Annotated in this window: 15 protein-coding genes; 9 read left to right on the top strand and 6 right to left on the bottom strand. The window is 56.0% G+C overall.

Features of this window, described 5'->3' with window-relative positions:
- Window positions 1–58 precede the first annotated feature (58 nt).
- Genes xerD through Q8O73_RS00510 form a run of 3 tightly spaced genes read right to left on the bottom strand, consistent with a single transcriptional unit; the run spans window position 59 to window position 3,103 of the window.
- The gene (xerD, locus tag Q8O73_RS00520) at window positions 59–994 is read right to left on the bottom strand and encodes a site-specific tyrosine recombinase XerD (RefSeq protein WP_305553252.1); all 936 of its coding nucleotides are present in this window, start codon (window positions 992–994) and stop codon (window positions 59–61) included.
- Between the two features lie 17 nt (window positions 995–1,011).
- A complete protein-coding gene (locus Q8O73_RS00515) occupies window positions 1,012–2,964 on the bottom strand; it encodes an antifreeze glycopeptide (protein WP_305553249.1) in 1,953 nt (650 codons plus the stop codon).
- Between the two features lies 1 nt (window position 2,965).
- Entirely contained in the window at window positions 2,966–3,103 is a 138-nt protein-coding gene (locus Q8O73_RS00510) for a hypothetical protein (protein ID WP_305553247.1), read from the bottom strand.
- A 335-nt stretch (window positions 3,104–3,438) separates the two neighbouring features.
- Here Q8O73_RS00510 and Q8O73_RS00505 point away from each other — a divergent pair, with 335 nt between their 5' ends.
- The 6 genes from Q8O73_RS00505 (at window position 3,439) to Q8O73_RS00480 (ending at window position 9,134) form a co-directional block, all read left to right on the top strand.
- Complete coding sequence (locus Q8O73_RS00505) at window positions 3,439–4,059, top strand: shikimate kinase (RefSeq protein ID WP_305553245.1); 621 nt, start codon at window positions 3,439–3,441, stop codon at window positions 4,057–4,059.
- Complete coding sequence (aroB, locus tag Q8O73_RS00500; protein WP_305553243.1) at window positions 4,056–5,171, top strand: 3-dehydroquinate synthase; 1,116 nt, start codon at window positions 4,056–4,058, stop codon at window positions 5,169–5,171. The genes Q8O73_RS00505 and aroB overlap by 4 nt, the downstream gene beginning before the upstream one ends.
- 50 nt (window positions 5,172–5,221) lie before the next feature.
- Window positions 5,222–6,502: an HlyC/CorC family transporter gene (locus Q8O73_RS00495; RefSeq protein ID WP_305553240.1), complete on the top strand. Its 1,281-nt coding sequence runs from the start codon at window positions 5,222–5,224 to the stop codon at window positions 6,500–6,502.
- A gap of 133 nt (window positions 6,503–6,635) precedes the next feature.
- On the top strand, window positions 6,636–7,085 hold the full coding sequence (locus Q8O73_RS00490) for a CBS domain-containing protein (protein ID WP_305553237.1): 450 nt from the start codon (window positions 6,636–6,638) through the stop codon (window positions 7,083–7,085).
- Between the two features lie 63 nt (window positions 7,086–7,148).
- Window positions 7,149–7,739, top strand: a complete 591-nt coding sequence (locus Q8O73_RS00485) for a DUF2889 domain-containing protein (protein WP_305553234.1) — start codon at window positions 7,149–7,151, stop codon at window positions 7,737–7,739.
- Window positions 7,740–7,868: 129 nt separating this feature from the next.
- The gene (locus Q8O73_RS00480) at window positions 7,869–9,134 is read left to right on the top strand and encodes a hypothetical protein (protein WP_305553231.1); all 1,266 of its coding nucleotides are present in this window, start codon (window positions 7,869–7,871) and stop codon (window positions 9,132–9,134) included.
- A 4-nt stretch (window positions 9,135–9,138) separates the two neighbouring features.
- Here the strand turns inward: Q8O73_RS00480 and Q8O73_RS00475 are convergent, their stop codons facing one another.
- From Q8O73_RS00475 to Q8O73_RS00465, 3 genes are all read right to left on the bottom strand, one after another.
- Window positions 9,139–9,720, bottom strand: coding sequence for a cytochrome c (locus tag Q8O73_RS00475; RefSeq protein ID WP_305553228.1), 582 nt, complete (start codon window positions 9,718–9,720; stop codon window positions 9,139–9,141).
- The gene (locus tag Q8O73_RS00470; protein ID WP_305553226.1) at window positions 9,720–10,973 is read right to left on the bottom strand and encodes a sorbosone dehydrogenase family protein; all 1,254 of its coding nucleotides are present in this window, start codon (window positions 10,971–10,973) and stop codon (window positions 9,720–9,722) included. The genes Q8O73_RS00475 and Q8O73_RS00470 overlap by 1 nt, the downstream gene beginning before the upstream one ends.
- Before the next feature lie 159 nt (window positions 10,974–11,132).
- A complete protein-coding gene (locus tag Q8O73_RS00465) occupies window positions 11,133–11,420 on the bottom strand; it encodes a BolA family transcriptional regulator (protein WP_305553223.1) in 288 nt (95 codons plus the stop codon).
- Window positions 11,421–11,575: 155 nt separating this feature from the next.
- Here Q8O73_RS00465 and Q8O73_RS00460 point away from each other — a divergent pair, with 155 nt between their 5' ends.
- The 3 genes from Q8O73_RS00460 (at window position 11,576) to cobT (ending at window position 15,373) form a co-directional block, all read left to right on the top strand.
- Complete coding sequence (locus Q8O73_RS00460) at window positions 11,576–12,220, top strand: DnaJ domain-containing protein (protein WP_305553220.1); 645 nt, start codon at window positions 11,576–11,578, stop codon at window positions 12,218–12,220.
- Window positions 12,221–12,396: 176 nt separating this feature from the next.
- Window positions 12,397–13,404 carry a cobaltochelatase subunit CobS gene (gene cobS, locus Q8O73_RS00455; protein ID WP_305553389.1) on the top strand — a complete coding sequence of 336 codons (1,008 nt, stop codon included), beginning with the start codon at window positions 12,397–12,399 and terminating at the stop codon, window positions 13,402–13,404.
- A 52-nt stretch (window positions 13,405–13,456) separates the two neighbouring features.
- Window positions 13,457–15,373, top strand: coding sequence for a cobaltochelatase subunit CobT (gene cobT, locus Q8O73_RS00450; RefSeq protein WP_305553217.1), 1,917 nt, complete (start codon window positions 13,457–13,459; stop codon window positions 15,371–15,373).
- Window positions 15,374–15,393: the final 20 nt, after the last annotated feature.

The following is a 15,393-nucleotide window of genomic DNA, read 5'->3' as shown; positions in this document are numbered from 1 at the left end:
TCGCGGGTTTTACCTATACAACAGGTAGGGGTTGGCGAGGTTGGCATAGGGTTTTTTCTCAGGAATGGGGACGTTGCGCCAGCGGATGATGTTCCTGCACCAGTCCGCGCAACCGGGACTCGAGAACATGAGTGTAAATCTGGGTGGTTGAAATATCGGAATGGCCCAGCATCTGTTGCAGACTGCGCAGATCGGCACCGTTGGCGAGCAAATGGCTGGCAAAGGAATGACGCAGGACGTGCGGTGAGACACGGGATGGCGGAATGCCGGCCTCAAGCGCCAGATCCTTGACCATATTGAGAAACATCTGTCGGGTCAGATGACCTTCTTTGCCGCGCGACGGAAACAGCCAGGGCGACCGTCCAGTTAACCCGCCGCCATCGACCGGCAGGAATGCCTCGCGGACCTCAAGATAGCGTTTCAGGGCATCGCGGGCAGGCTGTGACAGCGGCACCAGCCGTTCTTTTCCGCCCTTGCCTGTCACAATCAGCATTTGCGGATCACGTGCGGCGGCGGCATGGGGCAGGCCGACCAGTTCACTGACGCGCATGCCGGTGGCATACATCAGTTCGACCATCGCCACCAGACGCAGGCCCTTGATACCATCATGGCGGTTGGCGGTGTCGATCATGCGGTCGATTTCGGATGTGCTGAGGAATTTGGGCAACTGGCTACCCAGACGGGGGCTGTCGATATGGGCGGACGGGTCTTCGTTGCGATACCCGTCGGCATAAAGAAATTTGTGAAACTGCCGGATGGCAGACAATCGCCGGGCCTGAGTGCGTGCCGCCATGCCGCTGTCGGCAAGGGATGCCATCCATGCCCGGACATCGACACCTTGTGCCGTGATGGCGGTTTGGCCCCGTGCCGTTAGGCTGGCGGTGTAATCTTCCAGATCGCGGCGATAGGCATCAATCGTATGACGGCTGGCCCCGCGTTCCGCCGCCATCATTTCCAGAAAAGCCGGGATCAGATGATGTGTATTCGGGGCCATATCAGAATTCCGGTTTATTACAACCGGCCATCCAGAATGGTTTCGAGCGCAATCTTGCGGCCATCCTGTTCCAGACCGATCATGTAAAGGGCGGAAATTGCCAGAGACAGGGTGCGGGCATCAAGTTGTGTCTGATCGACCGGATGCAGCGCAATCAGGGCCAAGGCAACGGCGGTGGCCGTTTGTCCCTGCCGGGCGGCAAGGTCAAGGCGGCGCATCAGGCCGGGATTGGCCGAACTGTTCACACTGACAAACGGTGCGACCAGAACCGCATCCCACAATTTGTCGGGAACTTCGATACCCAGATCATGAAACAGCGCAAAAATCAGGGCGGCGTCATAGCGGGCACTTGCCTGATCTTCGCGGGCCTGATGTTGTTCCCACCACGCATCCATACGCGCCCGGTGCAGGGCCTGCGCCTGTGATGACGGGGCGCCGGTTGTGGATGGCGGGGTTAAAACAATCGCTCCGCCAAGGCCTGACGCCGTCGGGCCAGTGACCGCATTGCCCGACATTGTCGGAATGGTCTCCGACGGGCGGGTCGCACCGCTGTCTTCCAGACCGGCAATGACAAGAGCGGGATAAAGCACAAGCAATTGTGATTCGATGGCGTTAGAAGACGATGCCGAAGATCGCGCCAGACGCAGCCATTCGGCGGCCAGTTCATTTTTATGGCTGTAAAGGCCGGTCATCAGGCCATCCATCGCAAACCAGCCGAAATCGGCACTGCGCGGAATATCAACCAGCATCGGTTCGGTCAGGCGGGCCGCTTGCGGGAAATCATCATTGGCACGGGCGAGGTCATAAAAAGCTGCAAGAGTTTCCGCACGGGTTGTCGGGGCGGTGGTGCGGTTGGCAGCCTGATACAGTTTGGCATATTGCCGGGCGATGCTGCCGTCTGTGGCATCCAGGGCATTGTCGAGTTCGGCAGCGTCAAAGGCAACGGCGTTATAGATTTCAGCCAGCCGGGTATGGCCGATAAAGCCTTTGCGTTCTGCAATGCGGGCGGCTTCAAGGCGGGTATCGGCGCTGGCATTGCGACTGTTGACCAGCCCCAGAATGGAAACCGCGTCATCACGGTCCAGATTGCTGACCGGCAGGCTTTGCCCGGCCAGTTCCAGCATCGCGATATCAAGCGGTTGCGGATCGGTCAGAAGGTCGGCATCGATACTGGTATTGTTGCGGCTTGCTGCGACCAGTGCAAAAAACAGCCGGTCGCTTTCGCCTTCCATTTCGCGCACCAGATCAATGCTGAAGGCGGCACTGGATTGATCCGTGCTGCGCAATTGGCAAAATACGCTGGCCTTAAGCCAGAAAACATCGCGAAAACCGCCGCTATACCCATTAATGGCGGCGCAGGCCGCGTCATCCTGCCCGGCGAGCAGCAGGGCATTGACTTCGGCCCTTGCCAAATCTTCGGGGCGGTTGTTTTGCGGTGTTGCTGCTACAAGTGCGGCGGCGGCATCCAGTTCCCCCATCACAATCAGGCGGTTGACCCGTGCGGCCAGCAGATTGTCGTCCGTGTTATTACCGGCGGGGGCGGTGGCAATGGTTTGCAACAAACGGGCGGCAAGGTTGTGTGCCGTTGGGCTGGGGGTGGTGGCAGGCAGGCCATCGACCAAGCGTATGGCAAGGGCGCGGTTGATGCCCTGCCACATGTCAATATTCAGGCCGCTTCTGCTGCTGTCGATAATGCCGGTCGATTCGCTATCAATCGCGCCGAGTGACAGTGCTTGCACCGCATCGGGATTGCTTGAAAAATCGGGGGGGGTATCGGATTGAACCGGGGGCGGTGTCAGGATGATGGTGTCCGGTGCCGTGTTCTGATCGGCAGGGGCGGGGCGGTTCTGCATGAAAAGCGGCACCGGGGCCTGCTGGGCCAATGAAAGGGAAGCTGTGCCGGTCAGGCCCAGCCCTGCAAGGCCGACAGCCAGGCAGGATCGCATCAGCAGGCGGGTGCGCAAACGCATGTCAGTTGAACCTCGAATTGGGAATGATTTCTTCGATTTGCGATGTCGGGGCCGGTATGTCCCATGCAATCAGAAAAACAGCGCCGCCAACAATCGTGGCGAGAACAAGGAACAGAATGAGGCGTGACAGAAATCTCATGGATGTGAACCGCTTTGCTCGTGATGTTCAATTTGTTTTTTCAGGGTCAGAACCCTGCACTTTGTTACGCTTGAACTGCCATCCTAATTCGTCAGAACCAAGGCAGTCCAGACGGTATTGGCAAAATTGACCGTAACGTGTGCAGGCCCAGATTGCCCTATAAATACGGATAAGTTGTTAAGGTCCGGCCCCAAAATGACGACAATTGATGATTTTGCGATGTGGTTTACTTGCGTTCGAGGCAAGCGTGGCCTAAAGAATTGAACAACAGTGCAACGCACAGATATGGGTTGTTTGACCCTCACGACATGCTGAAACAGGACTGCAAACCGTTCATGGAAACCAACAAAACCGATTCGGTTTCGCATGAAGATGTGATCGCCAGAGTGCGCGCCCGACTGAATGGCAAGCCAATGGTTTTTATTGGTCTGATGGGGGCCGGCAAAAGCTGCATTGGCCGGATGGCGGCCAAGGTGCTGGATTTGCCTTTTGTCGATGCCGACCGCGAAATTGAAGAAGCGGCAGGCTGTAGCATCGGTGACATCTTCAGGCTTTATGGCGAAGAAGCGTTTCGCGATGGCGAAGAGCGCGTCATTCACAGGTTGCTGGATGACGGACAACTGGTGTTGGCGACCGGGGGCGGGGCTTTTATTCGTCCGGCCACGCGGTCGCTGATCCTTGAAAAAGGGGTGTCGGTCTGGCTGCGCGCCGATCTGGATTTGTTGTTGCAACGCACCGCCGGTCGGTCGCACCGGCCCTTGCTGAACAGTGGTGACCCCCGTCAGATCATGGCCGGGCTGATCGAACAGCGTTACCCGGTCTATGCCCAGGCCGACATTATTTTTGATTGTGATGACTCGTCGCAGGAAGAAACCCTGAATGCGGTCCTGAATACCATTGCGCAATCTGTTCCCCAACCGCGATCCCATGCAGAACACAGGAATTCCCCACGGTGAATACGCCCGAAACCCTTCGCGTCGAACTTGGCCCCCGCAGTTATGACATCGTGGTTGGCAGCAATATTCTGGCCGATGCCGCCGGTTTTATTGCGCCGTTTGTCAAACCGGCCGGGGTGGTGATCATCACCGATGCGGCGGTGGCAGCCCTGCATCTGGGAACTGTCGCCGCGTCGCTGGACAGGGCTGGGATTGTCCATCGTACAGTTGCCGTGCCATCGGGCGAAACATCCAAAAGCATGGCGCAGTTTGAAGATATCCTTGAAAACATTCTGGCCGCAGGTATCGAACGGTCCACCCTGATTGTTGCACTGGGCGGCGGGGTGGTGGGCGATCTGGCCGGGTTCGTTGCGGCGGTGGCGTTGCGCGGGCTCGATTTCGTGCAAATCCCGACCACTTTGCTGTCACAGGTGGACAGTTCGGTCGGCGGCAAGACCGGGATCAATTCAAAATCGGGCAAAAACCTGATCGGGGCATTTCATCAGCCGCGGCTGGTGCTGGCCGATAGTGCGGTGCTTGATACCCTGCCGCGCCGGGAATTGCTGGCGGGTTATGCCGAAGTTGCCAAATATGGCCTGATTGACGATCCGGATTTTTTTGACTGGCTGGAAATTCATGCTACTCAAATTCTGGATCATGATGGGCCTGAACGCCGCGAGGCAATTGTACGCAGCTGTGCCGCCAAGGCGCGTATCGTGTCGCAGGATGAACGCGAATCGGGCAAGCGTGCCCTGCTTAATCTTGGTCATACCTTTGGTCATGCCTTCGAGGCAGAATGCGGTTATGGCGGCCGGTTATTGCATGGTGAGGCGGTGGCAATCGGCATGGTGATTGCGCATGATGTCTGTGCGGCGATGGGTATGGCCCCGGCGGGTGACAAGGACCGCATCGTGCGGCATTTGCGGGCGGTGGGCCTGCCGGTTATGGCAAAGGAAATCAGTGGTATGCACTGGGATATCGACCGTCTGATCGGCCATATGGCGCATGATAAGAAAGTGCAGGACGGGCAACTGGTGTTTGTGATGACACGCGGGATTGGCAAGGCATTTACATCGCGCGCGATGGATGTGGAAAAAATGCGTGCCGCCCTGATGCGTTCCTGCCACGGTTAAATGACGTAAAACAGACTGATAGTGATTTATTTTTTGACGAGGATCCCTGAATGACGATCACGATCATCGTGATTTTTTTCCTGCTGATGCTGTCGGCGTTTTTTTCCGGTTCGGAAACGGCGTTAACGGCGGCATCGCGTTCTGTGATGCATCACAAGGAGCAGGACGGAGATCAGCGTGCCGGGATCGTCAACCGCCTGCGGGAACGTCAGGAACGGGTAATCGGCGCGATTTTGCTGGGCAATAATCTGGTCAATATTCTGGCCTCGGCGCTGGCGACATCGTTGATGATTACGCTGTTTGGTGAAAATGGCGTGGTTTATGCCACGGCAGCGATGACGGCACTGGTTCTGATTTTTTCGGAAATCATGCCCAAAACCTATGCCTTGCAGAATGCCGACAGTCTGGCCCTGCGGGTGGCCGCTCCGATGCGGATTCTTGTCGTTATTTTCGCCCCGATCACCGAAACCATTCAGGTGATCGTTCGGGCGACCTTTCGTCTGTTTGGCGGGGGGGCCGGGCCGGGTATGGATAGCGAACGCGAATTGCGCGGTGCGATTGAGCTGCATGCCGATGATGTGGTGGTTGGCGACCATCATGCCGAACGCGCTATGTTGCACGGTATTCTGGATCTTGAAGATGTCGGGGTTTGGGAAATCATGGTGCATCGGCGCAAGGTGCAGATGATTGATGTGACCAAACCGGTCGATGAAATCCTTGAAACCGTGATGGGCAGCCCTCACACCCGAATTCCGATTTATGAAAAAGACCCCGACAATATTGTCGGGGTGTTGCACGCCCGCGAATTGTTAAAGGCGGTGGTGCGCGGTGCGCGGCCACAAAATGCGCAGGAAGTTCTGGAACTGGCATCACCCCCTTGGTTCATCCCCGATTCCACGACGCTGGCCGATCAGTTGAAGGCCTTCAAGGAACGCCACGAACATTTTGCAATTGTTGTCGATGAATATGGCGTGTTTGAAGGTGTGGTGTCGCTGGAAGACATTCTGGAAGAAATCGTCGGCGATATTGCCGATGAAACCGATGTCGAAGTCGTGGGCGTTCAGCCGCAGGCTGACGGGTCGGTCATTGTGCGCGGCGATGTCACCATTCGCGATCTTAATCGCCGGTTTGGCTGGCGTCTGCCGGACGAAGAAGCCGCGACCATTGCCGGTTTGCTGTTATATGAAGCGCGCCGTATTCCCGATGTCGGGCAGCAATTTCGCTTTCACGGTATGGAATTTGAAGTGTTGCGACGGGTGCGTAATCAGGTAACGCGGATCAAGATGCGGCAGGTTGGCGATCAACCGGTTGATGGTACGGTGACGGCCTGACTGGCAGGGCTATTTTTCTGCCATCGCGTTATATGGTCGTCTTCATTCTACTTTTGCGGTAAGATTCCGATTAAGGTTTGGGTGGGGCAGGCCATTGCCCCGCAATAACAACAACGATCCGCAGAGAGAGAACATGGATATAAAAATCGTTCCGGGCGTCGTTAAAGAGCAATCCCTTGCGACACTGATCCCGACCGACACCGTCGCCGATGCCGTTGCCCTGATGTGTGAACGCAAGATTGGCGCGGTCATTATTCTGGACGAAGATGCCCGTCTTGCCGGGATTTTCACCGAACGCGACCTAGTCAACCGGGTGGTTGGCAAACATCGTGATCCGACGAAAACCGCGCTTCAGGAAGTCATGACCAAAAGCCCCGATACTTTGGCCCCGACCGATACGGCGCGCAATGCCCTGGAACTGATGAGCGCACGGCGGTATCGCCATTTGCCGGTTGTGGAAAATGACCGGGTGATTGGCATGGTGTCGATTCGCGACCTGTTTGCCGTGGTCAAGGCGCAGTTGGAAGAAGACCTGCGGGAACGCGAAAAATTCATCTTTGGTTCAGATTACGGCGTCGCCTGATTGGACCTTGGGAGTTGACAGGACAAGCGGTTCCGGCTTTACGTTTACGTAAAGGAGAGAATCATGCCCCTGTCAGCCCCGACCGACCGTGCGCATCTTCATACCCGAAACATTACCTGTACCGGCTATCGCCGTGCCGATGGGTTGTGGGATATTGAAGGCCATATTACTGATGTCAAAACCTATGGGTTTGAAAACAACGACCGTGGCGAAATTCCGCCGGGGGTGCCAATCCATCAGATGTGGCTGCGCATCACGCTGGGCGATGACATGGTGATTACGGCGGTCGAGGCCGTCACCGACCACGCGCCTTTTAACGCCTGCGATGAAATTGCCCCGAATTATACAAAACTTGTCGGCCTTAAAATCGGCCCCGGCCTAAAACAGCAAATCCGCGAACGGGTTGGCGGTATTTATGGTTGCACCCATCTGACCGAATTGATGGGGCCGGTGGCGACCACGGCCTTTCAAACGATTTTTCCAATCCGGGCGCGCGAGGCCGAAGACCGCCGCAAACAGGCCGCCGCCCAAAACCCGGATGATGCATCGGAACAGCCCAAACGCCGGTCCCCCCTTGTCAATACCTGCCACGGTTGGCGCAGTGACGGGGCGGCGGTCAAACGTATTGCCCCGGATTCCTATACGGGTGACTAAACGCCCGGCCTTGTAAGGCCGTGTGCGGTTGCCAATATCAGGTTCTACTTACCGTCGTTCAATGTCAGGTGATGTATGGACCGCTTTTCGGTCTCCGGCCATGAAATATCCAGACTGCGGACGGCCTTTATGGCTGTCGGGCGACGGGTTTTGCTGGTGGTGATCTTGATCGTTACGGGCGGGGTGCAGGCACAGGAAAACAACGATGATTTTGTCATGCTGCAAACCAATTTGCAGCCGCCCTACCAACATTTGCAAAACGGCCTGTTGCAGGGATATTCGATTGGCGTTTTGAATTGTGCCTTTGACCGCATCGGGGTGGATTATGGTATTGCGATTGCCCCGCGCCAGCGTAACCGTGAAATGGTGCGCAATGGACAGGCCGATGGGTTTTTTCTGGCGGAACTTTCCCCGACCATGAACGATCATGCTGAACCCAGTCTGCCGCTGGCGCTTGAAAAATGGGTTTGGATATCAGCCGGACAGGCCACGATTGCTGATGGAAGGTTTCCTGAACCGGGCAAACTGGTAACAGTTGGCGCGGTTTTGGGATCGAGTGAGGCGGAATGGATCACCGGGCAGGGATATGGGGACGTGGTGCGCCCGCCTTCTGTTGAAACCCTGATTTCACTGGTACGCAATCGCCGGATTGATTTTGCCCTGATCGACAACCAGACCTTTGATCAGGCCCGGATCGAAATGGGCTTGCCAATTGGTGGGTTTTCTCGGCGGTTTGAACGTTATGCGCCGCTGGTGGTGTATTTTGCCCGCGATTATGTTGCCCGTTATCCACAAATGCTGCGCAATCTGAATGCGGCGATTCCGTCTTGCGGGACCATGCCGATGGTTCTTGAAGACTGGGAACGCGGTGCCATTCTGGCCGAAGAAGCCGCGATGATCCGCAAATGGGCGGAACAGCCGGATCTGGTGGCCGCGGTGCGCGAGATGGTGACTGCCCCGGATGCAAAACACACGGACGCACAGATTTCCGATATCAACCGGCGCTGGGAACAGGTGGCGGATGAAGGTGAGATGTTGCCCGAAGCCCGGCAACTTGCGCAAAACCGTCTGTCGGAGATTTTGCGTGGCATGAATGGCGATCTGTCGCGCAGCATTGCCGAAATCTTTGTTTTTGACAAGCGTGGCCTGATTTTGGGGATGAACCGCCTGACCAGCAATTATGACCAGTCGGGCGAAGACAAATACAAAATCTATGCTGATACGGCACGCGACAAGGCCAGTGCCATCAGGATTGCCGATATCGCCTTTGATGCCTCGACTGGCAAGTTTCTATCGCAGGTCACTGTGCCGGTGATTGACGATAAAACCGGTGCCGTGATTGCCGCGATGACCGTCGGTCTGGATGTTTCCGCTGCTTTGCGCCCGCAAAGCTGACAGGTTATTGTGGCGCTATAATTTCAAGTTTGACCGCAGCATACCAGTCGGCAATGTCGCGAATTTCAGTGTCGGTCAGATCGGCGGCAATGGCCGACATGATGTCGTGACTGCGTTTGCCAGACCGGAATGCCTTTAACTGGGTATCGATATAGATATTGGTTTCCCCGGCAAGGTTGGGCGCATCATCGGTTTCGGCAATCCCGGTGACACCATGACAGGCAACGCACAGTTCGGGGGCGTCTTCGGGTTTTGCCTTGGCGGGCAGGGTGGCGGTGATATCAAAATGCCCGTACCATGTCGCAACGTTGCGGATTTGCGCATCGCTTAACCCCTTGGCGACAACGCTCATCATTTCATGTTCGCGTGCCCCCGACCGGAAGGCTTCCAGTTGGTTAATGATGTAATCAACCGGTTCGCCGCCGATATGCGGGGCAATGGGGATTGATGAAAACCCGTTCAAACCATGACAGGTGCGGCACATCCCGGCGACCTTGCGCCCGTCACGCACTTCATTCGGGGATTGGGGCAAGGCATCCCCGGCGAGGAAAACCCCGCCGAGGAAAACAAGCATGAACAGGCGCATCAATTGCCCTCATACCAGATGCGATACAGTGCGCCCGCCAAGTCATCCGATACCAGAATCGACCCGTCGCGCAATTGCGCCACATCGACCGGACGGCCCAGATATTCGCCGTTTTCATCGATCCAGCCTTCGGCAAAGGGTTCGCTGGTGGCGTTTCCTTCTTCATCAATATAGGTGACGATTACCCGTGCGCCGACCGGTTCTGTGCGGTTCCACGAGCCGTGCTGGGCAGAAAAAATTGCATTGCGGTATTTGGCCGGAAACATCTTGCCAGTATAGAATGTCATACCAAGGTCTGCGGCATGGGCAATGGTTTCGACCGCAGGCATGACGATGTCATAGGGTATTTCTTCGCCTGCATATTCGTTGGTGCGGACATCACCACCGCCATACCACGGATGGCCGAAATGTTGTCCGGCGGCGGTTTGGCGGTTGATCTCACCGGGTGGGATATCGTCGCCCATGCCGTCCACCTGATTGTCGGTCCACCACAATTCGCCGGTGACAGGATGGAAATCATGACCTACCGAATTGCGCACGCCATAGGTATAAACCTCGCGACCGGTGCCATCATTGTTGATACGAATGATACCGCCCATCCCGTGCTGGCGGTACAGGTCCAGTTTATCGGCCGGTGCAACGTTAAAGGGTTGCCCCAGCGAGATATATAATTTGCCATCCGGGCCAAGTTTACAGACCCGGGCAGTGTGGTTGTAACTTTCTTCGGAAGGCGGAACCAGTTCGCCCTGCTTGACGACGTTAAACGCCGCAACATCGGGGCTTTCATAGAAAAATTCTGCCGCCGGGAAGGTCAGGACCCGGTTTTGTTCGGCGATATAAAGCATGCCATCGGGCGAAAAACACGGCCCGTTGGGGATGGCGAATTTAAGGGATGGTGCGAAATCCTTGACCTCGTCCGCGATCCGGTCCTTGTTGCGGTCAGTCACCGACCACACTTTGTCCTTGCGGGTGCCGACAATGGTGACAATGCCCTGCGGACCGACTGCCATATGGCGGGCATCGGGTACGATGGCGTAAAGGCTGATTTTAAAGCCATCGGGCATCTTGATGCGGTCCAGCGTCTTTTTGATGCCGTCGGCATAGGGGCCGGTTTGCTCGATAAAGCTGAATTCGGTGGTGCCGGTTGATTGGAAATTGGACAGTTTTTCAAGATTGTCGGGTGCAGGGGCCTGCGCAGACGCAGTTCCGGCAGCAAACAGGGCGACAACCGCCCCGAAAAGGCGCGTTTTCATGGAAGTCCTCCCGTTATTTTGATTTTAACGGGCCGGGATTGTGCCAGCCCGCCAAGGCTGCATCGGGCTTTCTGCGGCTGTATGCGGCCTTTCAAATATTATAATTGTAAAAATAACGGTCTCAAAAGTTGATTTTCACGATGTGGAATAACCTTTGGGTTATTTGTCCGTAAGGACGGTATATTCCGCCGGAGTCAGGGTGCGTAGCGCCAGCGCATGCACCCGATCTTTCAATAACTGATCCAGCGCGCCATAGACCATGCGTTGCCGGTCGACACGGTTCTGACCGTCGAATTTTTCCGTAACGATGATGACGCTGAAATGGGATTCGCCACGCGCATCGGCCCCGGCGTGACCGGCATGTTTGGCCGAATCATCAATAATCTCAAGATGGATCGGGGCGAGTTCGGCGGTCAGAATATCGTTGATCTGTCGGGCAATCTGCATGAAAAAATGTCTTTCAATCTTTGGGAGAAATTAAAGAGGATATTTTATCGTTAAACCTGTTTTGGGGGATAAAATTCGGTTTTCAAGTCTTTCGTCACCGCAAAACCACTCGTATTATGTTGCGCTGGGCTATCGATCAGAACATATAGACCCCGATGAACAGAGCGCAACGCAACAAACGTAAAACCCTTTATTACAACGAGCCCCCCCGGCGCGATTGTGACTGGCCGGGCTGTGAAGGCCACGGGGAATTTCGTGCGCCCAAAGACCGGAAATTGAAGGAATATTATCTGTTCTGTCTGGAACATGTCCGGGAATATAACAAATCCTGGGATTATTTCAGTGGCATGAAAGAAGGCGATATCGAAGACCAGATTCGCAGTGATTCCCGGTGGCAACGTCCGACATGGCGGTTCGGTCGCAACCGTGCTGCCAAACGCCCGTTTGATTTCAAATTCAATGACGGTTTTGGCTTTTTCAACGAAGACGGCGAACAGACCCATCACGGGCCGGGTGAAAGCGCACGCGCCAAAAGCCAGCGCGACACCGCCGATGCCGCACGCCGTGCGGGAAAACTGGGCATGCCCGACGAACAGCAACAGGCAATGGCCACCCTTGATCTGGGCTGGCCGTTTTCCAAGGACGAATTGAAAAGCAAATACAAGGCCCTGTCGAAAAAACACCATCCCGACGCCAATGGCGGCGACAAGGCATCCGAAGAACGGTTCAAGGTGATCAGTGCGGCCTATGCCAGTCTGATGGGGTATATCCGCGATCTTGAGGCACGGGTGACGCTATAGCCCGGTAAAAGCGGCGCGTGATCTGACCTGATTTCCCGGCTTGGTCGTATGATAATCGTCTGATACGGTTTTTTTTAATCATCTTTCCTTTCAGCAGCCGATCTTACCCGTTATTAATGGCGGGATTAATGAATGGGCGGCCGGAAACAGCCGGTCCGAAAATTGCGCGAGAAGTCATGAGCCAAAGTTACGAAGCCACAGGTACTGCTGCCGAACATCCGCTGGATGCGCCCGATATCACAATTTCCGTGCGCGAAGCCTTCGGTATCGATTCCGACATGCAGGTTCCGGCCTTTAGTCTGGGCAGTGAACATGTGCCGGAAAAAGACCCGACCTATCGGTTCGATCGGGATACGACACTGGCGATTCTGGCCGGTTTTGCCCATAACCGCCGGGTGATGATTCAGGGCTATCACGGGACGGGCAAGTCAACCCATATCGAACAGGTTGCTGCCCACCTCAACTGGCCGCTGGTGCGGGTCAATCTGGACAGCCATATTAGCCGGATCGATCTGATCGGCAAGGATGCGATTGTTTTGCGCGATGGTAAACAGATCACCGAATTTCGCGAAGGCATCCTGCCGTGGGCGTTGAAACGTCCGGTGGCGATGGTGTTTGACGAATATGATGCCGGGCGTCCCGATGTGATGTTTGTGATCCAGCGCGTGCTTGAGGTGGATGGCAAACTGACATTGCTTGATCAGAACAAGGTCATTCATCCGCACCCGAATTTCCGGCTGTTTGCGACGTCAAACACGGTGGGTCTGGGTGATACCACCGGCCTTTATCACGGCACCCAGCAGATCAATCAGGCCCAGATGGATCGCTGGTCGATTGTGGCGACCCTCAATTATCTGTCGGTTGCCGATGAAACCAATATTGTGACGGCCAAGGTCGCAAGTTTTGACAATCCCGAAGGTCGCCAGAAGATCGAGGCGATGGTCGCCCTTGCCAATCTGACCCGCCAAGGCTTTGTCGCCGGTGATATTTCCACGGTAATGAGCCCGCGAACCGTGATTACGTTGGCAGAAAATGCCGAAATTTTCAATGACATCGCCTATGCCTTCCGGGTGACATTCCTTAATCGCTGTGACGAAGTGGAACGTCCGATTCTGGCGGAATATTACCAGCGTTGCTTTGGCGAGGAATTGCCGGAAAACGCGATTAATGTGATGATGCGCTAGCTTTTTGGCGCACCATTAACCCGCCCTGTCCTCCCGCCAGATGAGATATGTGATGAAAAACGACGAAGCGCTTTCCGGATTTTTGCGCGGTACAGCAGCGACCTTTCGCGCGCTGGCCGGTCGCAATGATCTGGAGGTCGGTTTTGTCAAGGGCGGGCGTCCGGGCGGGTATGGCGAACATGTGCGATTGCCGATGCCCAAACAGACCCTGCCCAAAGACGAAGTCGCCGATCTGCGCGGCATCGCTGATGGCTGGGCCTTGAAAATGCGGCATCACGATGAAGCCTTGCATCAAAAACGCATGCCCGAAACCGCCGAGGCCCAGTCGGTTTATGATGCGCTTGAAACCGCCCGGTGCGAGGCAGTTGGATCGCGTTATTTCCCCGGTGTGCGCCAAAATTTGCGCGATCATGCCGAAACCGAATGCCGGGCGAAAAACTACCATCGTTTGACGTCACGTGACGATGCGCCCTTTGCCGATGCCATTGCCATGCTGGCCCGCGAGGTTTTCACCGGCCAACCGGCCCCAGAATCCGCTCGGCCCCTGGTTGATTTATGGCGGACGCATATCGAACAGAAAGCCGGGCCGGATCTGGCCGATTTGGCCGGGATGGTTGATGATCAGGAAGCGTTTTCACGCGGGCTGCGCCGGTTGTTGGACCATTTGTCGCTGGAAGACGACATGTCGGACGAACCGCCGGAAGATGCGCCCGATGAAGACAATCCCGACGGCGAAACCGATCCGGATGCCCAGCAGGACAGTCAGGGCGGCCAACAGGGCGAAACCGACGATACCCAACCCGATGGCGAGGACCAGCAACAGGAAGCCGGAAGCGAAGATGCCGAAGCCAGTGAAGGTGATGTTGATGACCAGCAACTGGAATCGCAGGCCCAGCAGGAACAACCGGCTGGACCGGGTGAACATCCGGAATTTGATGGTCGCAATGAACCGCTGGAACGTGGTTATGAGCCCTTTACACGCGATTTTGATGAAATCGTCGGGGCAGAAGATTTATGCGATGGCATGGAATTATCGCGCCTGCGGGCCATGCTCGACAAGCAACTGGCGAATTTGCAAAATGTTGTATCGCGGGTGGCGAACCGCCTGCAACGCCGCCTGATGGCGCAGCAAAATCGCGGCTGGGATTTTGACCTTGAAGAAGGCATCCTTGATGCTGCCAAACTGGCGCGCATTGTTGCCACACCGTCAACGCCACTGTCGTTCAAACTTGAACATGATACCGATTTCCGCGATACGGTGGTGACCCTGCTGATTGACAATTCCGGATCGATGCGCGGGCGACCGATTACCATCGCCGCCCTGTCGGCCGATATTCTGGCGCGGACGCTCGAACGGTGCGGGGTCAAGGTTGAAATCCTTGGCTTTACCACCCGGCAATGGAAAGGCGGGCAGTCCCGCGAAAAATGGGTTGAAACCGGCAAACCACCCAAACCGGGCCGCCTTAATGATTTGCGCCATATCATCTATAAGGCCGCTGATACACCGTGGCGTCGGGCGCGCAAGAATCTGGGCCTGATGTTGCGCGAAGGATTGCTGAAAGAAAATATCGATGGCGAGGCGCTTTTGTGGGCGCATGAACGGCTGATTGGCCGCACCGAACAACGCCGGATTTTGATGGTGATTTCCGATGGTGCGCCGGTCGATGATTCAACGCTTTCGGTCAATTCCGGTAATTATCTGGAACGGCATTTGCGCGAAGTCATCGGCTGGATCGAAACCAGATCGCCGGTGGAACTGCTGGCGATTGGTATTGGCCATGACGTGACCCGTTATTATCAGCGTGCGGTGACCATCAACGACGCCGAAGAACTGGGCGGGGTAATGTTGCGGCAATTGTCCGACATGTTTGACGAGCAGGGCGCACGCCAGCCCAAACGCCCGATCCGCAAGGTGCCATCGGATACCGCCCCGCGCGACAAGGCCGTCGGAGATCGGGATCGCTGGTAACGCAGAACAGGCAGGGCAGG

Origin of the sequence: Thalassospira sp. (assembly GCF_030690045.1) — a bacterium.
In the GTDB taxonomy this organism is placed as follows: domain Bacteria; phylum Pseudomonadota; class Alphaproteobacteria; order Rhodospirillales; family Thalassospiraceae; genus Thalassospira.
Note: the sequence above shows the minus strand (reverse complement) of the source record. Positions and strands in the feature narration are given on the sequence as shown.

What these genes read in the sequence shown, in the direction of transcription:
- xerD (WP_305553252.1), bottom strand. Translation starts at nt 994, where the DNA reads ATGGCCCCGAATACACATCATCTGATCCCGGCTTTTCTGGAAATGATG.
- Q8O73_RS00515 (WP_305553249.1), bottom strand. Translation starts at nt 2,964, where the DNA reads ATGCGTTTGCGCACCCGCCTGCTGATGCGATCCTGCCTGGCTGTCGGC.
- Q8O73_RS00510 (WP_305553247.1), bottom strand. Translation starts at nt 3,103, where the DNA reads ATGAGATTTCTGTCACGCCTCATTCTGTTCCTTGTTCTCGCCACGATT.
- Q8O73_RS00505 (WP_305553245.1), top strand. Translation starts at nt 3,439, where the DNA reads ATGGAAACCAACAAAACCGATTCGGTTTCGCATGAAGATGTGATCGCC.
- Q8O73_RS00495 (WP_305553240.1), top strand. Translation starts at nt 5,222, where the DNA reads ATGACGATCACGATCATCGTGATTTTTTTCCTGCTGATGCTGTCGGCG.
- Q8O73_RS00490 (WP_305553237.1), top strand. Translation starts at nt 6,636, where the DNA reads ATGGATATAAAAATCGTTCCGGGCGTCGTTAAAGAGCAATCCCTTGCG.
- Q8O73_RS00485 (WP_305553234.1), top strand. Translation starts at nt 7,149, where the DNA reads ATGCCCCTGTCAGCCCCGACCGACCGTGCGCATCTTCATACCCGAAAC.
- Q8O73_RS00480 (WP_305553231.1), top strand. Translation starts at nt 7,869, where the DNA reads ATGGCTGTCGGGCGACGGGTTTTGCTGGTGGTGATCTTGATCGTTACG.
- Q8O73_RS00475 (WP_305553228.1), bottom strand. Translation starts at nt 9,720, where the DNA reads ATGCGCCTGTTCATGCTTGTTTTCCTCGGCGGGGTTTTCCTCGCCGGG.
- Q8O73_RS00470 (WP_305553226.1), bottom strand. Translation starts at nt 10,973, where the DNA reads ATGAAAACGCGCCTTTTCGGGGCGGTTGTCGCCCTGTTTGCTGCCGGA.
- Q8O73_RS00465 (WP_305553223.1), bottom strand. Translation starts at nt 11,420, where the DNA reads ATGCAGATTGCCCGACAGATCAACGATATTCTGACCGCCGAACTCGCC.
- Q8O73_RS00460 (WP_305553220.1), top strand. Translation starts at nt 11,576, where the DNA reads ATGAACAGAGCGCAACGCAACAAACGTAAAACCCTTTATTACAACGAG.
- cobS (WP_305553389.1), top strand. Translation starts at nt 12,397, where the DNA reads ATGAGCCAAAGTTACGAAGCCACAGGTACTGCTGCCGAACATCCGCTG.
- cobT (WP_305553217.1), top strand. Translation starts at nt 13,457, where the DNA reads ATGAAAAACGACGAAGCGCTTTCCGGATTTTTGCGCGGTACAGCAGCG.